Origin of the sequence: Phenylobacterium sp. CCH9-H3 (assembly GCF_001557235.1) — a bacterium.
In the GTDB taxonomy this organism is placed as follows: domain Bacteria; phylum Pseudomonadota; class Alphaproteobacteria; order Caulobacterales; family Caulobacteraceae; genus Phenylobacterium.
In genome coordinates this window covers 13,945-31,907 of the sequence record NZ_LSJI01000118.1, presented here as the reverse complement: position 1 = coordinate 31,907, position 17,963 = coordinate 13,945, and the positions used below count along the sequence as shown (strand labels likewise).

Sequence of the window (17,963 nt, the reverse complement as noted above, 5' to 3'; positions counted from 1 at the left end):
GACCAAGCTGTTCAGCGGCTGGTCATCCGGCGCGTGCGTCCCTATATCGCGCGCCGAGGGCGTTCATTTTCGCTCAACCTTCCTCTATTGCACTGCAGCATGATCCAGCGCCTCATCCTCGCCGCCGTACCGGCCTGCCTGATGCTCGCCCCCGTTTCGGCCATCGCCGCGGTGGAGCCGGTCGGGCGCATCGAACTCTCCAAGATGATGGGCCGCTGGTACGAGGTCGCCCGCGTGCCGAACGTCCTGCAGAAGGACTGCCAGGCCGGCGCCTCGGACTGGACGCCGCAGGCCAAGGGCTTCGCCGTGGTGCAGTCGTGCCGCAAGGATAGCCCGGACGGACCGCTGAAGGTCTGGAAGGCCAAGGCCACGGTCGCCGACCCCCACACCAACGCCAAGTTCAAGATGAGCTTCTTCGGTGGCGTGGTGAGCCAGGATTATGTCGTGGTCGAGCATCGCCCGGAGCAGGGCTGGCTGGTCCTCGCCACGGCCAACGGCAAGTATCTCTGGCTCATGTCGCAGAAGCCCACCCTGCCGGCCGCCATCCGCACCCAGGCCCTCGCCCGCATCCGCCAACTCGGCTTCGACGTGGGCCGGCTTGAGTTTCCGATCCCACCGCGGAGCTGACGGACGGGTTGAATTCGGAACGAAGGCGGAACAAGGTGGCGGGATGGACGTCACGATCGTCACCGTCTCCCGTCCCGAGACCACGGCCACCGTCACCCGCGGCGCCGCACGCCTGCTGACGGCGCTGGGCTATGCGCCGCTCGCGGAGGTGACGCTGCCGAACGGCCGGCGCGCCGACCTGATGGCGCTGGGACCCAAGGGCCAGATCTTCATCGTCGAGGTGAAATCGGGGATCGAGGATTTCCGCGTGGACGTGAAGTGGCCGGAGTACCGCCCCTACTGCGACGCCTTCGCCTTCGCGGTGGCGCCCGAGTTCCCGCGCGACATCCTTCCGGACGAACCCGGCCTGATCGTCGCCGACGGCTTCGGCGGCGCGATCCTGCGCGAGGCGCCGGTGGAGCCCCTGGCCGGCGCACGCCGCAAAGCCCTCACCCTCGCCTTCGCCCGGCTCGCGGCCCTACGAGCCGGCGGCGTCGCGGCGACGGAGCTCTAGCGCGGCGCCCGTTTGGCGAGGATGCGCTGGAGGGTGCGCCGGTGCATGTTGAGGCGGCGGGCCGTCTCGGAGACGTTGTGGTTGCAGAGCTCGTAGACCCGCTGGATGTGCTCCCAACGCACGCGGTCGGCGCTCATCGGGTTCTCGGGCGGGGCCGGGGCCGTGTCGCCGCGGGCCAGAAGCGCGCGCACCACGTCGTCGGCGTCGGCGGGTTTGGAGAGGTAGTCCACCGCCCCCGCCTTCACGGCCTGCACGGCGGTGGCGATGTTGCCGTAGCCGGTGAGCATGATGATCTTCGCGTCCGGCCGCGCATCGCGCACCGCCTCGACGACCTTCAGGCCCGACCCGTCCTCCAGCCGCATGTCCAGCACGGCGTAGGCTGGCGCGTGGACCTTCACGGCGGCGATGGCCTCCTGCACGCTGCCGACCAGGGTGGGTTCGAAACCGCGCTGCTCGAGGGCGCGTCCCAGCCGGGTCCGGAGCGGCGCATCGTCGTCGAGCACCAGGAGGCTCCGGTCGGCCAAGGCCGTGACTTCAGCTGACAGGTCGGTCATGCGTCGTCCCTCTTGCTTGCGTCAGACTGTCGCACCTCGGCGAATTTCTGCAAGCTTTGCAGCGTGTCCATCAGGTCGCCTCAACCAATGAGCGAGGCCACTTGGCAGCAACCACGGCGCCGCGGGGCTTCGCATTGTGAAATGTCACGACGGCCCCGGTTCGTTCCAAAAGCGTTTTGGAAATGAAAAATCCCAGGCCCATCCCGATGTGGCCGGTGCGCGACCCTTCGGCGCCGGGCCGGCTGGTCACATAGGGCTCGCCGAGCTTGGCGAGGATTTCCGGCGAGAAGCCCGGGCCGTCGTCGCGCACCTCGATGATCACGCTTTCGGCATCGAAGCGGGCGGAGACCAAAATCTCGGACTTCGCGAAGTCGACGGCATTTTCCACGAAGGTCGAAAAGGCGTGGGTCACTTCCGGCAGGCGGCGGATGTCGGGGGTCTTCACGCCCTTGGCGCCCGTAACGATGGCCTCGACCCGCACCTCCCGGCTGGCGTTGGCGTGGGGTTCGATCACCTCCTGCACCAGCTGGCGCAACGACAGGCGCTCGTGAACCTCGTCGGACGCCTTGTCGGGCGTGGCGGCTAGGCGCTTCAGGATCTCGCGGCACCGTTCCGCCTGGGCGATCAGGAGTTCGGCGTCCTCCTTCACCTGCGGAAGCGTCGCCTCGCGCGCCATCTCCTTGGCGACGATGGAGATCGTGGCGAGGGGCGTGCCCAGTTCGTGCGCCGCCGCTGCGGCCAGGCCCCCGAGGGCGGACAGCTTCTGTTCGCGCGCCAGCACCGTCTGGGTCACATCGAGCGCCAGGGCCATCCGCGCGGCCTCCACCACCGACTGGCGGACGTAGCCGGCGACCAGGGCGATGCCGGCGATGTTGGCGACGCCCGCGGCCAGGCGGAAGTCGAGGGACAACCGCGGCTCCGGCACGATCGAAGGGTACGGCAGCGACACCACCGCCAGCACCATCGACAGCGCCGAGCCCAGGCCGCCCAGGATCAGCAGCGGTCGCAGCGGCAAGGTGGCGGCCGCCAGCGTCACCGGCGCCAAAAGGATCAGGATGAAGGGATTGGCCGTGCCGCCGATCAACCCGAGCAGCAGCGACATCTGCAAGAGGTCGAACGAGAGCTGCAGCACGGCCTCGCCGTCGCCCATCACCCGCTGGGGCGTGGAGGCGACGCCGGTCAGCACGTTCACGAAGGCGCCGGCCGCCACCACCATGGCGCAGAAGGCGTAGGGCGCCGGATAGCCCAGGGCGAAAGCCATGGCCGCCAGCAACGCGACCTCGCCGCCGACCACCACCCATCGCAAGGTCACCAGGGTGCGGACCCGCAGGTGGCCGCGCCGGATCGCCGCCGAGTCCCAGACGTCTTGCGCGTCGGCGGGGGGAGCCGTATCGAGGCCGGCGGTCGGTGGCGGCTCGCTCATGCGCAGCCGCCGGGCGTCGCGGCAGCAAGGAATGCAGACATGTCCAGGAAGATCCTGGCCCTCATCGCGGTTCTGGCGCTCGCGCTCGCCATCCTCACCGGTCTCGCCGTCCGCAAAGGCGTCCTGGGCCCCCAACCGCAAACCGTCGCCGTGGGCGGTCCGTTCCAGTTAGTCGACACGTCGGGGCGTACGGTCAACCAGGACGTTCTCAAGGGCAAGTGGAGCGTCGTCTTCTTTGGCTTCACCCACTGCCCCGACATCTGCCCGACGACCCTGTTCGAACTGGGTCAGGTGGAACCGCTGTTGGGGGCGGACGCCGACCGGTTCCAGGCGGTTCTGATCTCGGTGGACCCCGCGCGGGACACGGTGGCCCAGATGAAGGCCTATGTGGCCAACGACGCCTTTCCGAAGCGCCTGATCGGCCTCACCGGCTCGACGGCCCAGGTGGACGCCGCCGCCAAGGCCTATCGCGTCTACTACCAGAAGGTCGGAGAGGGCGACGACTACACGGTGAACCACGCGGCCTACAGCTATCTGATGAACCCCAAGGGCCGGTTCGCCTGCGTCCTGCCGTACGACCTGACGCCCGAGCAGACCGCAGCGAAGATCAAAGCCGCCATGAAACAAGGCGCCGACGCCGCGAGCTGCTGAGCCCGAGCCACTTTGCCGCAAGGTAGCGCTTGTGGAGCCTATTAACGTTCCGCATGTTATGCTGCGGCGCACAAAGGCACGGTGGAATGCTCTACACCCTCTATGAAGCTGGCTACTACGCCGCCTCTCCGCTGCGGTTCGCCGCGCTGGCGACGCGGGACTTCTGGAGCTCGGCGCTCAATCCGGCGGCCGACAGCGATCTGGGGCGGCGGCTGTTCGCCACCGCCGACCTGTTCGCCAACCTTACCCGCCGATACGGCAAGCCCGACTGGAAGATCGACAGCGTGACCATCAACGGCTGCGCGGTACGCGTGCGGCCGACGACGGTCTGGTCGACACCCTGGTGCAAGCTGACCCACTTCGCCCGCGACATGAGCGACCTGCGCCGGGCCGGCAAGACCGAGATCGAACCCGCGCTGCTGATCGCCGCGCCGCTGTCCGGCCACTACGCCACCCTGCTGCGCGGCACGGTAGAGGCGTTCGCCCAGGACCACGAGGTGTTCATCACCGAATGGACGAACGCCCGGGACGTGCCCATCGTCGAAGGCCGCTTCGATTTCCACGACTACATCGACCACATCCGCGAGATGCTGCGCCAGATGGGTCCGCGCCCCCACGTGGTCGCCGTCTGCCAGCCGGGCCCGCCGGTTCTCGCCGCCGCCGCCCTGATGGCCGAGGACAAGGAAGAAAGCCGCCCGGCCTCCATGACCTTCATGGGCTCGCCCATCGACGCGCGCCTGTCGCCGACCGTGACCAACAAGCTGGCCGAAGAACGGCCGTTCGCCTGGTTCGAGTCGAACATGATCTACAACGTGCCGCCGCCCTACCTGGGCGCGGGCCGGCGCGTCTATCCGGGCTTCGTCCAGCTGGCCAGCTTCATGTCCATGAACCTGGACAAGCACCAGGAGGCGCACCGCAAGTACCTCGCCCACCTGATGGACGGCGACGGCGACAGCGCGGACAAGCACCTGGAATTCTACGACGAATACCTTTCGGTGCTGGACCTGACCGAAGAGTTCTATCTCCAGACCGTCGATGTGGTGTTCCAGCGCTACCTCTTGCCCAAGGGCGAGCTCTACCATCGGGACCGCCGCGTAAAGCCCGAGCGGATCACCGACATTGGGCTGCTTACGGTCGAGGGCGAGAACGACGACATCTCGGGCATCGGCCAGACCCAGGCCGCGCACTACCTGTGCCTCAGCCTGCCGACGGAGCTGAAGGAAGACTACATCCAGCCCCACGTCGGCCACTACGGCGTGTTCAACGGCAAGCGCTTCCGGGAGGAGATCTATCCCCGCGTCCGCGCCTTCGTCCGCCGGATGGAGAAGGAGCTTCCGCGCGCCAAGTCGCCCGCCTCGCCCTCCGCCGACGTCGTGCCGATCCGCTCCAAGGCGGCGAAAGGCTGAACCGCCGCGCCGGCGGGGGATGAAACTTCGCCGGACTCGCCTAGATTCCACGCGATGAGTCTCTTCGGCCGCAGCCTCGCCGACGGTGACCGGCTGGAGGTGGCCGGCGCGGCCGTGCGCCTCAAAGTGAACCGCCGCGCGCGGCGGGTGTCGCTGCGCCTCGACCGCACCCGGCGAGAGATCGTCGCCACCGCGCCCTCGCTCCGCCGCCTGCCGGAAGCCGCCGCCTTCGCCCGGGAACGCGCGGGCTGGATCGCCGAGCGCCTGGCCGAGTTGCCGGGCGTGCAGCCGCTGGCGGCCGGCATGCTGATCGAGGTCTTTGGACGTCCCGTCCGCCTGGAGGCCGCCCCCGGCCGTGCGCGCTGGATCGAGCCGACGGACGGCTCGACGCCGCGGATCGTCGCCATGGGCGAGGGCGAGGGGTTCACCCGCGCGGTGATCCTGGTGATCCGCAAGCGGGCGCTGGAGGTGCTGACCGAGCGCACCCGGCACTACGCCCTGCGCCTCGGCGCGCCGATGCCCAAGGTCAGCGTGGCCGACGCCAAGTCGCGCTGGGGCTCGTGCAAGCCCGGCCCGCGGGGGACCGCGGGCGTGATCCGCTATTCCTGGCGGCTGGCGCTCGCCCCTTTCGAAGTGGCCGACTACGTGGCCGCTCACGAATGCGCCCACCTGCTGGAGCTCAACCACGGGCCGCGCTTCTGGGCCCACGTCCGCAATCTGGTGGGCGACGAGCGCCGACATCGCGACTGGCTGCGGGCCGAAGGCGCCCGGCTGCACGCCTTCGGCCGTTGAGCCGTCAGGCGGCCGCCTTCTCGCGGTCCAGGAGGATGCGCTTGCGCTCCACGCCCCAACGGTAGCCGGAGAGGTCGCCGTCTAGCCGCACCACCCGGTGGCAGGGGATCGCGATGGCCAGGGCGTTGGCGGCGCAGGCCTGGGCCACGGCGCGTACGGCCCTTGGCGCCCCGATACGCTCGGCGATCTCGCGGTAGCTGGCGGTGGCGCCGCTGGGGACCTCCTGCAGCGCGCGCCAGACCCGTTGCTGGAACGCCGTGCCGCGGATGTCGAGCGGCAGCGCCAGGCCGTCCGAGGGACGCTCGATCAGGCCCACGACGGCAGCCACCTCCTGCTCAAAGCCCTCGTCGCCGCCCACCAGGTCGGCGCGTGGGAACCGGTCCTGCAGGTCGCGGACCAGCGCGTCCGGATCGTCGCCCAGGAGGATCGCGCAGACGCCCAGCGCGCTCCGCGCCACCAGGAACGCGCCCAGCGAGCATTGGCCGACGGCGAACCGGATCCGCACGTCCGCGCCGCCGGCCCGATAGCGGGTGGGCGTCATACCCAGCATGGCGTTGGACTGGGCGTAGAAGCGGCCGCCCGAGTTGAAGCCGGCGTCGTAGATCGCCTCGGTCACGGTCTCGCTGTTGGGCAGTTCCTCGCGGACCCGCCGCGCCCGCACCCCGGCGAGGTACTCGCGCGGCGTGACGCCGGTGACCGCCTTGAACACCCGGTGGAAGTGGTGCGGGCTGAGGCCGGCGCCCGCGGCGAGTTCGGCCAGGCCCGGCGGGTCTTCGGCCGCCTCGATCCGGCGGCAGGCCTCGAGGATGCGGGCGTTGCGCTCCGCGTCGGCCGACTCGGCATCGGGTCGGCAGCGGCGGCAGGGGCGAAATCCCGCCGCCCGCGCCTCGGCGGGGCTGGCGTGGAAGGCGACGTTTTTCGGGTTCGCCAGGCGGGCGCCGCAGGAGGGGCGGCAATAGACCCCGGTGGTGCGGACCGAATAGTAGAACTGGCCATCGAAGGCGCGGTCGCGCGCCGCGATCGCCGCCCAGCGGGGATCCTGCGTCGTCTGGGCGCCGGGGTCGGGAAGGGTGTTGGTCGCGGTGGTCATGGCCGTCTCCGGAGAATGGGGTCATCGGATACTGAGGGCCAGGGCGATCGGCGACACTCCGAGCCTTGCGGTTGAATCCGGGGGGCGTCCCCGCGGCGGCAACGCCGGTTCCACGACAAGAACCGGATAGCTCCAAGGCCGCGCTTGCCGGCACCAGTCCCGCCCTCTCACGGACCGGACTGGAACCCATGACCGCACGCTCTCACCTGCTCTCCGCCCTGACGATCCTTGCTGCGCCCGGCGCCGCCTTCGCCCAGGCCACCGCCAATCCCGTGACCAGCGCCGACGACGCCTTCGGGTTCACCATCGGCGAGGAGTCGGTGGGCATCTACGACGCGAGCTCGGTGCGCGGCTTCGACCTGGAAGCGGCGGGCAACTACCGCGTGAACGGCAGCTATTTCGTCAAGAGCTCGGGGGTGAGCAGCTTCTTCCTCGACCGGACGACCGTGCGCATCGGCCTGAACACGCTGAACGTCGACCTACCCGGCCCGTCGGGCGTGGTGGACTTCAAGCTCCGCGACCCGGTCGCGGGCGAGCCCAGCCTGCTGACCACGGGACTCGACGAGTACGAGCAGCCCTACATGGACCTGCTGCTCAAGGGGCGTTCGGCGGACGGACGGCGTTCCGGCGCGCTCGGGCTGGGCTTGGTCTTCGACAAGAAGGACGCGCAGGGCGGCGAGGACGGCCGCTCGTGGCTGCTCGGCGGCACGGCCCGCGCCACGCTGGGCCCGGTCACGGCGCAGGTGTTCGGGGGCGAGTACGACTACGAACGCGCGGCCACGTTCCGCTTCACCCTGGACAATCCCGACGTTCGGCCTCGCCTGAAGCGCGGACGGTACCTGGGCCAGGACTGGGCGAGGGCGCGGGGACAGCGGCGCATCGCCGGGCTCCTGGCGGACGCCCCGCTGGGCGGAGGCTGGTCTGTCGGCGCCACCGGGGTGTTCTCGCAGGAGGATCCGACAAGAGCCTATTCCCAACTCTTTTTCGACGTGGACGGGGCTCTCGGCGCGCGTAGCCTGGTGGTGGCGTCGCCCCAGCAGCGGGCCACGGCCTGGTCGGGCGAAGGGCGGCTGAGCTGGACCGGCGAAACCGGCGCGGCCAGCCATCGCGTCACCTTCGTCGGCCGCGGCCGGCGCTCGCGGCATCTGTTCGGCGGCGATCACGTCGTGGACCTGGGCGTCGCGGATCTGTCCCGGCCCGCGCTGCAAGCCGCGGCGCCGGACCTTTCCACGGCGCGCGCGAACCTGCGCGACGAGACCGACCAGTGGGGACTGGGCGCCTCCTATCGCATGACCTGGTCGAACCGGTTGACGGTGAACGCCGGGGTCCTGCGCACCGACTACGAGAAGACCTTCATCGCCGCGGACGGCGTGGCGCGAAGCCGCGCGGTGACGCCCCTCTTGGTCAACATCGGCGGCGCGGTCCGCGTGGTTCGCGGCCTGGACCTCTACGCCAGCTACAGCCGCGGCCTTGAGGAGGCGGGCGCCGCGCCCAGTTCCGCGGCCAACCGCAACGAGGTGCTCAGCGCCATCCGCGTGACCCAGCGCGAGATCGGATTCCGCTACGACCTGTCCGGCGGCCTCGTCTTGCTCGGCGCCGCGTTCGAGACGGAGAAGCCGTATGCCGGGCTGGACGGCGCCACGAACGTCTACCGCACGTTGGGGAGCGTGCGGCACCGCGGTATCGAGGCGTCGCTCTCAGGTCGGCTCTCCGAGGCGCTCACCGTGGTGGTCGGGGGTATCTGGCTGGATCCGGAGATTTCCGGCGACGAGGCGGACAGCGGCGCCATCGGACGGCGACCCGTGGGCGTGCCGAGGCTACGCGGCGTCGCCAGCCTCAACTATGCGGTGGCGGCGGCGCCCGGATTGTCGCTGGACGCGGGCCTGGACTATGTCGGCGCCAGCCCCTTCCGCGCCGCGCCAGGGCCGGACGGGCGCCAGCCGCGGCTGCCCGCCGAATGGGAGGCCAACTTCGGTCTGCGCTATCGGCTCGACGTCGCCGGGTGGCGGCCGACGCTCCGCGCGCAGGTGCTGAATGCGTTCGGCGGCTACGGCCTGACGGTCAACGGCGCGGAGACCCTGGACTATACTGCGCCTCGCCGCTTCCGCCTCCTGCTGACCACGGAGTTCTAGAGCGGAGGCGTGCTCAGTACGGCGGGTCCTGCTGACGCTGGCGCGGCGGCGGCCGGTCTTCGAATTCCGAGGGCGGCGGCTCGTCGCGGTCGCCGCGGAACAGGTCGCCGACGCCTTCCAGGATCTGTTCGATAGGACCGGGCTCCTCCACCTGCGGGATCACGCCGCCCGGGATCGGCTGGACCTTCAGGCGCGGCAGGGCGGCCGTCATATAGTCGCGCCAGATGCCGGCCGGGGCGTTGCCGCCGGTGACCCGGCGCATGGGCTTGTTGTCGTCCTTGCCCACCCAAACTGCGGTCACGAAGCCGCCGGTGTAGCCGACGAACCAGGCGTCGCGGTAGTCGCTGGTGGTGCCCGTCTTACCGGCCAGGTCGTAGCCCGGGACGTTGGCCCGCGCGCCCGTGCCGCCGGTGACGACGCCCCGCATCATGGTGACCATGTAGGCAAGGGCCGGCTGGCCGATCACCTGCGCCCGCGCGGGGCGGTCCACGCCGCGGTCGTAGAGCACGCGGCCGGTGGCCGTGCGGATCCGCTCGATGCCGTAGCCCTTGGCCAGATAGCCGCCGTTCGCGAACGGGGCGTAGGCCTGGGCCATTTCCAGCGGGCTGACCTCGACCGCCCCGAGCGCCATCGAGGGGTCGAGCTGGATCGGCGAGCTGATTCCCAGCCGCCGCGCCACAGCGGCCACGTTCGACGTGCCCACCTCGTTGGCCAGCCGGGCCGCCACGGTGTTCACCGACTGCGCGAGGGCGGTGGAGATGGTGATGGGCCCCAGGTACTGGCCGGTGTAGTTGCGCGGCTCCCAGTTCCCGATCTTCACCGGCTCGTCGACCACGGGGGTGTCGGGCGTGCGACCGGCTTCCATGGCGGCGAGATAGACGAACGGCTTGAAGGCCGAGCCGGCCTGGCGCCGGGCCATGGTCGCCCGGTCGAACTGGGTCTGCAGGTAGTTGGTCCCGCCGACGTAGGCCCGGATGCGGCCCTCGCCGTCCAGCGAGACGAGGGCGCCCTGCTCCACGCCCTGGCCCTTCGCCGCGGCGACGCCCGCCTGCACCGCCTGCTCGGCGCTGGCCTGCAGCGGCAGGTCGAGGGTGGTCTCGACGACGAGGTCCTCGGTGGGCTCGCCCACCAGCGTGCGCACCTGGTCGTCCACCCAGTCGGTGAAGTACTGGGCCCGCTGGTTGGCCAGGACCGGGTTGACCCGCACCTTGGTGCGGATGGCCTGCTCCCGCTCGGCCGGCGTGATGAAGCCGGCTTCCAGCATCTCGTCCAGCACGATGGTGGCGCGCCGCGCCGCCCGATCCGTCGAGGCGACCGGGGAATAGCGTGACGGGCCCTTCATCAGGCCGGCCAGCAAGGCGCTCTCGCCCAGGGACAGCTCGCGCGCGGGCTTGCCGAAATACCGCTGGGAGGCGGCCTCGATCCCGTAGGCGCCGGCCCCGAAATAGACCCGGTTCAGATAGAGCTCGAGGATCTGCTTCTTGGAGAACCGCGCCTCCAGCCAGACGGCCAGGATCAGCTCCTGCGCCTTGCGGCGATAGTTCTGGTTGGGGGTGAGGAACAGGTTGCGGGCGAGCTGCTGGGTGATGGTCGAGCCGCCGCGCAGCGGTCCGCCCTCGCCCTTGTGCTGCATGTTGTAGATCTGGCTGCGGACGATGCCCCAGGGATTGAAACCGAAGTGCCAGTTGTACCAGCGGTCCTCGATGGCGATGAACGCCTTCGGCACGTAGGGCGGGAGGCGGTCCAGGTCGACCGGCGGCGCATACTGGCTGCCGCGCACGGCGAGGAGGGCGCCGGACCTGTCGAGGTACGACACCGACGGCTGGCGTTTCACCTCATAGAGCTTGGATGTGTCGGGCAGGTCGACCGCGAACACGGCGAAGAAGGCGACCAGGAAGATCAGCCCCCAGACACCCAGCACCAGGATCCAGTAGATCAGAGCCTGCAGGAACGAGCGTTTTGCGCGCGGTTCGCGCCCGCGCCGCGGCGGCTGCGCATTGGCCATGGATTTAGTCGTCCTACCGGTCTGTTCGCCGCCCGCCGGCCCTATAGCCCAGGGTAACGGAACGCCAAACATGATTGACGGTGTATGAACGACGGGAGACGCCCCGGCCGATCGGGCCGGGGCGTTCGTGGCGCGTCAGACCATGGTCGTCGCGCGGCGGCGCATGACGGCGCCCGTCGCGCCGAAGCCGGCGATCAGCAACGCCCAGGTGGTGGGTTCCGGCACCGCGCCGAAGCGGACTTCGGAGAGGCCGACCGGCGCATAGCCGTAGGTCTCTGGATAGGCCTGGTGATTGCCGTCGAGCGTCAGCTGGACGTAGCGCGCCTGGCCGCTGAAGCTGAACACCTCGGCGGCGAGCGGTGCGCCCGTCCCGCGGGCGAACTCCCCGGCCAGGACCTGGGCATAGTCCACGCCGTTCAACGAAATCGACAGGGTGAAGGCCTTGGACGCGCGATCGAGAGTGGAGGCAAACTCCTCGACGCCGAAGTTGTAATTCCACACCTGGAGGCTCGAGAGGTTGAACACGCCGCCCAGATCGAACGTCAGGGTCGCCTCGTCGACACCGAGGTCGGTCATCCACATGTTGGTGTAGTTGGCGTCGTGCAGGCCGCCCGACAGGCCGCTGCCGTCGATCAGGTTGGAGGCCTTGTACTGGCCGAAGAAGGGGAAGGTGTTGCTGGCGGTGACAGCGACGGGGGTCACGGTGACTTCGGCCAGGGCGGGGGTGGCCAGCGGCAGCGAGGCGAGGGCGGCGACGGCGAAGAATTTCAGCATGCGAACGACTCCGGGGTTTACGAACCCCGGACTGGTGACGGACTCCCTTGGCGCTCCAGTCACGGTTCCATGAAGGAATGGCGTCGACGCCTAGCGGGTCTGCATTTTCGCATACCTGATGCGAACAAATAGCAGTTGCACCGCCGATCTTAACACCGTTATCTTAGCATTGCTCAGTTCGAAGCGCGCCAAGGGAGGGGATACCCGAGGCGGGCCAACGCGGCGGACCGGGCCGGTACTCAAATCCTTGACGCCGACAACTCCCCGAACGCTGGAGGGCTCAATGAAGCTCCAACTCCTTGCGGCCTGCGCCGCCCTCGTCACCCTGTCCGCCGGTTCGGCTTTCGCCGGTGACGCCGTCACCGCCAAGCTGGCCGCGCCGGTCGCCGAGAAGACCAAGTTCATCGCCGGCGGCGCCATGTTCAACTGCGAAGGCGACACCTGCGTCGCCGCGGCGCCGACCTCGCAGACCTTCGCCGCGTCCACCTGCAAGACCATCGCCGACAAGGTTGGCGTGGTCGCCTCGTTCGAAGGCCGCAAGACCCTGGACGAAGGCAAGCTGGCCAGCTGCAACGCCAAGGCCATCGCCAAGGCCGGCGGCACCCAGCTCGCCAAGCAATAGACGCACAAGTCTCCCAGCAGCTCTCAACCCGAGCTTCTGTCGCACTGACCCGCCGGGAAACCGGCGGGTCTTTTTTTTCCGAGGTCTGCCTGCGAACGCAGGTGGGCCTGCCGGGAAACCGGCGGGTCTTCTTTTTGGCCGGAATGCCCCCACTCGCGATTTTCGCAGGCAAAACAGGCGCAAGGTTCCCGTCGCGGAACCCTTCTCCCTCCGTTGCGACGCACAACATCGCGTGCTAGTAGGCGCGCGGCTTTGGGCCGGGGGCGATTTCGAGCCCCAGGACCGCTGTGCTTTTTTCAAGCGCTTTCAAGCCTTTAGTCGCAGCGGATCGGTCCGTTTGCGGCACGTGAAACGCGACCCGGGCGGATAATAGTGGCGGACGACACCTCTCTGGCGAATGTGGGCTCCCGATACGCCCAGGCCCTGTTCGATCTTGCGAGCGACCAGAAGCAAGTGGCGGCGGTGGAAGCCGACCTCAAGTCCCTGAAGAAGGCCCTCGCCGAGTCCAAGGACCTGCGCGTCTTGCTGGCTTCGCCGACGTTCAGCGCCGAGGACAAGGGCAAGGGCCTGGTCGGCATCGGCGCCAAGGCCAAGTTCAACATGACGACGCTGAAGTTCCTGGGCCTGCTGGCCGAGAACGGCCGCGCCGCCGCCCTGCCCGACGTCATCGACGCCTTCGCCAAGCTCGCCGCCGACGCGCGCGGCGCGGTGTCGGCCGAGGTGACCACCGCCATCGCCCTGACCTCCGCCCAGGCCAAGGGCGTCCAGGCCGCGCTCCGCCAGGCGCTCGGCAAGGACCCTGAAATCACGACCCGCGTCGATCCGGCCCTCCTGGGCGGGATCAAGGTGAAGGTCGGCTCCCGTCTGTTCGACGCTTCGCTGCGCTCGAAGCTCGACTCCCTGAAATTCGCCCTGAAGAGAGCGTAAGAACCATGGATATCCGCGCCGCCGAGATCTCGGCCATCCTCAAGTCGCAGATCGCCAACTTCGGCGAAGAAGCCGACGTCTCCGACGTCGGTTCGGTGCTCAGCGTCGGCGACGGCATCGCCCGGGTCTATGGCCTGGACAATGTGCAGGCCGGTGAAATGGTGGAGTTCCCCTCCGCCGGCGTGAAGGGCATGGCCCTGAACCTGGAGCGCGACAACGTCGGCGTCGTGATCTTCGGCGAAGACCGCGCCATCAAGGAAGGCGACGAAGTCCGCCGCCTGGGCGAGATCGTGGACGTGCCGGTCGGCAAGGGCCTGCTGGGCCGCGTCGTGAACCCGCTGGGCGAGCCGATCGACGGCAAGGGTCCGATCCAGAACGTGGCCGAGCGCCGCCGCGTGGACGTCAAGGCGCCGGGCATCATCCCGCGGAAGTCGGTGCATGAGCCCGTGCAGACCGGCCTGAAGGCCATCGACACCCTGATCCCCGTCGGCCGCGGCCAGCGCGAGCTGATCATCGGCGACCGCCAGACCGGCAAGACCGCCGTGGCGATCGATACGATCCTGAACCAGAAGTCGATCAACGCCGGCACGGACGAGAGCGCCAAGCTCTACTGCATCTACGTCGCCATCGGGCAGAAGCGCTCGACCGTGGCCCAGATCGTCAAGACGCTCGAAGAGCGCGGCGCCCTGGACTACACCATCGTCGTGTCGGCCACGGCGTCGGAGCCGGCCCCGTTGCAGTTCCTGGCCCCGTTCGCCGGCTGCGCCATGGGCGAGTGGTTCCGCGACAACGGCATGCACGCCGTCATCATCTATGACGACCTGTCCAAGCAGGCCGTCGCCTACCGCCAGATGTCGCTGCTGCTGCGCCGTCCGCCGGGCCGCGAAGCCTATCCGGGCGACGTGTTCTACCTGCACAGCCGCCTGCTGGAGCGCGCGGCGAAGCTGAACGAGGACAACGGCTCGGGCTCGCTGACCGCCCTGCCGCTGATCGAGACCCAGGCCAACGACGTGTCGGCCTACATCCCGACCAACGTGATCTCGATCACCGACGGCCAGATCTTCCTCGAGACCGACCTGTTCTTCCAGGGCATCCGCCCCGCCGTGAACGTGGGTATCTCGGTGAGCCGCGTGGGCTCGTCGGCCCAGATCAAGGCGATGAAGACCGCCTCCGGCCCGATCAAGGGCGAGCTCGCCCAGTACCGGGAAATGGCCGCCTTCGCGAAGTTCGGCTCCGACCTGGACGCGGCGACGCAGCGGATGCTCGCGCGCGGCGAGCGTCTGACCGAACTCCTCAAGCAGCCCCAGTACGCCCCGCTCGCGGTGGAAGAACAGGTGGCGGTGGTCTACGCGGGCACCCGCGGCTATCTCGACAAGGTCCCGACCGCGCATGTCGGCCGCTTCGAGCGTGAACTGCTGGCCCACCTGCACGCCAAGCATCAGCCGCTGCTGGACAAGATCCGCATCGAGAAGGACCTGAAGAACGTCGAAGACGACCTCAAGAAGGTTCTCGCCGGCTTCGCCGAGACCTTCGCTTAAGACCTGACGGACAGGAGCAGGTAGCCGGCGATGGCCAGCGTCAAGGAAATGCGCAATCGGATCTCTGCGGTGAAATCCACCCAGAAGATCACGAAGGCGATGCAGATGGTGGCGGCGGCGAAGCTGCGCCGCGCGCAGAACGCCGCCCAGGATTCCCGCCCCTATGCCGAGCGCATGGCGGCGGTGATCGCCAATCTGGCCGCGGGCGTGTCGGGCGACGGCGCGCCGAAGCTGCTGGTCGGCACAGGCGCGAGCCAGCGTCACCTGGTGGTGATCGCCACGTCGGACCGCGGCCTGGCGGGCGGGTTCAACTCGTCCATCGTCCGCGCCGCGCGCGTCCGCATCGACGCCCTGCTGGCCGAGGGCAAGGACGTGAAGATCATGACCGTGGGCCGCAAGGCCCGCGACCAGCTTCGCCGCCTGCACGCCCAGCGTCTGGTCGACACCTTCGAAGTCGGGGGCAACCCCTCGCTCGCCGTGGCCGAAGAGGTGTCGGCCAAGATCCAGTCGATGTTCGCCGCCGGCGAGATCGACGTGGTCACGCTGTTCTTCTCGAAGTTCCAGTCGGTGGTGACCCAGACCCCGACCGCCAAGCAGCTGATCCCCGCCGAGGTGGCGGCTGGATCGACGCCGATCGACCTCAAGGGCGCCTCGTATGAGTACGAGCCCGACGAGGAGACGATCCTGGCCGAGCTGCTGCCGCGCAACATCACGACCCAGATCTTCTCCGCCATGCTGGAGAACCAGGCTGGTTTCTTCGCCGCCCAGATGACGGCGATGGACAACGCCACCCGCAACGCCGGCGACATGATCGCCAGCCTGACCCTGCAGATGAACCGAGCCCGCCAGGCGCAGATCACCAAGGAGCTGATCGAGATCATCTCCGGCGCCGAAGCGATCTAGAGAGAACCCAGACATGTCCGAAGCCGTCACCGCCAAGAAGCCCGCCCGCAAGCCGCCCTGCCCTACCCCTGATGCTGCCCGTCAGCAGCGACCCCCTACTGCGCGTGGTCCGCCGGCGCGGCTCTCCCATGCCCGCGCGGCCCACGGTGATCGGGGCGGCGCCTACGCCTTGGCGACCACCAGAGCGATTCGGGTCGCAGTCCGAAGCCTTGACCTAGTCTGACATATATGTGTTTTTGTCTTCCTCCTATATGGGAGATAAGGATCGCCCCGACGGGCGGCCAGATTCGCCGTTAATGGAACCCGGTCAGCCTAGCGATGGGTTAGCCAAGAACCGAAAATCGTGGGTCGAAGGCAGTCCCTTCGCCGTGACGTGGCCTCAGGGGCCGACTGAGTTAGGGGCGGGACGTGAGCATTCGAGGCAAAGCCTTTGTCGCAGGAATCTATGAGCATCCCTGCAGGGGGGCGGCGAACAAGACGCTCGCGCAACTTCATGCCGAAATTGCGAAGGCAGCGCTCGCTGACGCCGGGCTGAGCATGGGTGATGTGGACGCGTACTTCTGCGCCGGCGATGCGCCTGGCCTGGGTCCGCTCAACATGATCGAGTACCTCGGCCTGCAGAACGTACGGCACATGGATAGCACCGAAACCGGCGGGTCCTCCTATCTGGTCCATGTCAATCATGCGGCGCAGGCGATCGCGGCCGGTCACTGCAACATCGCGCTCATCACGCTAGCGGGCCGCCCCTTAGCGGACGCAAAAGAGGGCAAGTCGGGCAGGTTTCACAACACCGAAGCGCCGGATTTTCCGTTCGAGGCGCCGTTCGGCGCAAACGTGGCCAACATGTATGCGATGTGCGCCAAGCGCCACATGCACGAGTTCGGAACAACGTCCGAGCAGCTGGCCTGGATCAAGGTCGCAGCCTCCCATCATGCTCAGTATAATGAGAACGCCAGGCTGCGAAACATAGTGACGGTCGATGAAGTCTTGGCCTCTCCGATGATCGCGGATCCGCTTCATCGGCTCGATTGCTGCGTGATTACCGACGGCGGGGGAGGCTTGGTCGTCGTCAGCGAAGCCGTAGCCAAAGGGTTGCGACGCCCTCTGGTCAAGGTTCTGGGCGCTGGCGAGGCGCCCAAGCATCTCTCAGCGGGACGGGTCGATCTGACGTTTTCTGGCGCGCGCTGGTCGGGGCCGAAGGCCTTCGAAGAGGCGGGCGTGACGGCGAAGGACATCAAATACGCATCAATCTACGACTCGTTCACGATCACGGTGCTCGAGACCATTGAGGATCTCGGATTCTGCGAAAAAGGAGCGGGGGGGCGGTTCGTCTCCGACGGCAACCTCATTTCCGGAGTTGGGCGCTTGCCGTTCAACACCGACGGTGGTGGGCTATGCAACAACCACCCGGGCAACCGTGGCGGCATGACAAAAGTCATCGAAGCGGTTCGTCAGGTACGGGGCGTGGCCCATCCTCGCGTCCAGGTGCCCGACTGTGACATCGCCCTGGCGCACGGCACCGGAGGGCTTCTTGGCTCCCGCATGGGAAGCGCGACCCTTATTCTCGGACACCAAGACGCATGAGCAATCTGAACAAAATCAAGCACCGCGTCGTCACGAACGTCGAGAATAGGTTATTCTGGGAGGCGGCGGGACAAGGCAGGCTCATGGTCGGGTCTTGCAATGCCTGCGGCGAAAACCATTACTACCCACGCTCGATATGCCCAATTTGCTACTCAACTGATACCGAACTCAAGGAAACATCGGGCCTCGGTCAAATCTATAGTTTCTCCGTCACACGCCAGGCGGACCCACCATACATCATCGCCTACGTGACTCTGAATGAGGGCGTTACGATGCTGACCAACATCGTTGACTGCGATGCCAGGGCGCTTTGTATCGGGCAAAGGGTCCGTGTTCATTTTGTCGAGGCCGAAGACGGCTGCGCGATTCCGATGTTCACCCCTCTATGACCGCCTCGCCGAATCGAAAGCGCCTTCAGCCTCGATCGGTTATGGCGCGACCA

At 68.2% G+C, this 17,963-nt stretch carries 17 protein-coding genes; 12 read left to right on the top strand and 5 right to left on the bottom strand.

Annotation, left to right across the window (positions count from 1 at the left end; translation table 11 throughout):
• Positions 1-99 precede the first annotated feature (99 nt).
• Together AX721_RS11840 and mmcB are read left to right on the top strand one after the other, a co-directional pair.
• On the top strand, positions 100-627 hold the full coding sequence (locus tag AX721_RS11840; RefSeq protein WP_068876211.1) for a lipocalin family protein: 528 nt from the start codon (positions 100-102) through the stop codon (positions 625-627).
• A gap of 43 nt (positions 628-670) precedes the next feature.
• Positions 671-1,120: a DNA repair putative endonuclease MmcB gene (mmcB, locus tag AX721_RS11835; protein WP_068876210.1), complete on the top strand. Its 450-nt coding sequence runs from the start codon at positions 671-673 to the stop codon at positions 1,118-1,120.
• On the opposite strand, the gene AX721_RS11830 is transcribed toward mmcB, so the two are convergent.
• On the bottom strand, positions 1,117-1,674 hold the full coding sequence (locus AX721_RS11830; RefSeq protein ID WP_068876209.1) for an ActR/PrrA/RegA family redox response regulator transcription factor: 558 nt from the start codon (positions 1,672-1,674) through the stop codon (positions 1,117-1,119). The genes mmcB and AX721_RS11830 overlap by 4 nt on opposite strands.
• A 70-nt stretch (positions 1,675-1,744) precedes the next feature.
• Positions 1,745-3,097, bottom strand: coding sequence for an ActS/PrrB/RegB family redox-sensitive histidine kinase (locus tag AX721_RS11825; RefSeq protein ID WP_082765568.1), 1,353 nt, complete (start codon positions 3,095-3,097; stop codon positions 1,745-1,747).
• A gap of 39 nt (positions 3,098-3,136) precedes the next feature.
• Between AX721_RS11825 and AX721_RS11820 the strand changes: the two genes are divergently transcribed.
• The 3 genes from AX721_RS11820 (at position 3,137) to AX721_RS11810 (ending at position 5,946) form a co-directional block, all read left to right on the top strand.
• On the top strand, positions 3,137-3,748 hold the full coding sequence (locus tag AX721_RS11820) for an SCO family protein (protein WP_068876208.1): 612 nt from the start codon (positions 3,137-3,139) through the stop codon (positions 3,746-3,748).
• An 86-nt stretch (positions 3,749-3,834) separates the two neighbouring features.
• Positions 3,835-5,154: a polyhydroxyalkanoate depolymerase gene (locus tag AX721_RS11815; protein WP_082765567.1), complete on the top strand. Its 1,320-nt coding sequence runs from the start codon at positions 3,835-3,837 to the stop codon at positions 5,152-5,154.
• 54 nt (positions 5,155-5,208) lie between these two features.
• Entirely contained in the window at positions 5,209-5,946 is a 738-nt protein-coding gene (locus tag AX721_RS11810; RefSeq protein WP_068876206.1) for a M48 family metallopeptidase, read from the top strand.
• 4 nt (positions 5,947-5,950) lie between these two features.
• Here the strand turns inward: AX721_RS11810 and ada are convergent, their stop codons facing one another.
• Positions 5,951-7,036 carry a bifunctional DNA-binding transcriptional regulator/O6-methylguanine-DNA methyltransferase Ada gene (gene ada, locus AX721_RS11805; RefSeq protein WP_068876205.1) on the bottom strand — a complete coding sequence of 362 codons (1,086 nt, stop codon included), beginning with the start codon at positions 7,034-7,036 and terminating at the stop codon, positions 5,951-5,953.
• 188 nt (positions 7,037-7,224) lie between these two features.
• Here ada and AX721_RS11800 point away from each other — a divergent pair, with 188 nt between their 5' ends.
• A complete protein-coding gene (locus AX721_RS11800) occupies positions 7,225-9,168 on the top strand; it encodes a TonB-dependent receptor domain-containing protein (protein ID WP_068876204.1) in 1,944 nt (647 codons plus the stop codon).
• A 13-nt stretch (positions 9,169-9,181) separates the two neighbouring features.
• Here AX721_RS11800 and AX721_RS11795 read toward each other — a convergent pair whose 3' ends face one another.
• On the bottom strand, positions 9,182-11,173 hold the full coding sequence (locus tag AX721_RS11795; RefSeq protein WP_068876203.1) for a transglycosylase domain-containing protein: 1,992 nt from the start codon (positions 11,171-11,173) through the stop codon (positions 9,182-9,184).
• A gap of 135 nt (positions 11,174-11,308) precedes the next feature.
• The gene (locus tag AX721_RS11790; protein WP_068876202.1) at positions 11,309-11,947 is read right to left on the bottom strand and encodes a PEPxxWA-CTERM sorting domain-containing protein; all 639 of its coding nucleotides are present in this window, start codon (positions 11,945-11,947) and stop codon (positions 11,309-11,311) included.
• 283 nt (positions 11,948-12,230) lie between these two features.
• Between AX721_RS11790 and AX721_RS11785 the strand changes: the two genes are divergently transcribed.
• From AX721_RS11785 to AX721_RS26815, 6 genes are all read left to right on the top strand, one after another.
• Positions 12,231-12,569, top strand: a complete 339-nt coding sequence (locus tag AX721_RS11785; RefSeq protein ID WP_068876201.1) for a hypothetical protein — start codon at positions 12,231-12,233, stop codon at positions 12,567-12,569.
• A gap of 372 nt (positions 12,570-12,941) precedes the next feature.
• Positions 12,942-13,496 carry a F0F1 ATP synthase subunit delta gene (locus AX721_RS11780; RefSeq protein ID WP_068876200.1) on the top strand — a complete coding sequence of 185 codons (555 nt, stop codon included), beginning with the start codon at positions 12,942-12,944 and terminating at the stop codon, positions 13,494-13,496.
• A 5-nt stretch (positions 13,497-13,501) separates the two neighbouring features.
• Positions 13,502-15,034, top strand: a complete 1,533-nt coding sequence (gene atpA / locus AX721_RS11775) for a F0F1 ATP synthase subunit alpha (protein WP_068876199.1) — start codon at positions 13,502-13,504, stop codon at positions 15,032-15,034.
• 30 nt (positions 15,035-15,064) lie between these two features.
• On the top strand, positions 15,065-15,937 hold the full coding sequence (locus AX721_RS11770; RefSeq protein WP_068876198.1) for a F0F1 ATP synthase subunit gamma: 873 nt from the start codon (positions 15,065-15,067) through the stop codon (positions 15,935-15,937).
• A 408-nt stretch (positions 15,938-16,345) separates the two neighbouring features.
• Positions 16,346-17,521, top strand: a complete 1,176-nt coding sequence (locus AX721_RS11765) for a thiolase domain-containing protein (RefSeq protein ID WP_068876197.1) — start codon at positions 16,346-16,348, stop codon at positions 17,519-17,521.
• Positions 17,518-17,910 carry a Zn-ribbon domain-containing OB-fold protein gene (locus AX721_RS26815; RefSeq protein WP_082765619.1) on the top strand — a complete coding sequence of 131 codons (393 nt, stop codon included), beginning with the start codon at positions 17,518-17,520 and terminating at the stop codon, positions 17,908-17,910. The genes AX721_RS11765 and AX721_RS26815 overlap by 4 nt, the downstream gene beginning before the upstream one ends.
• The last annotated feature ends 53 nt before the right edge of the window (positions 17,911-17,963 follow it).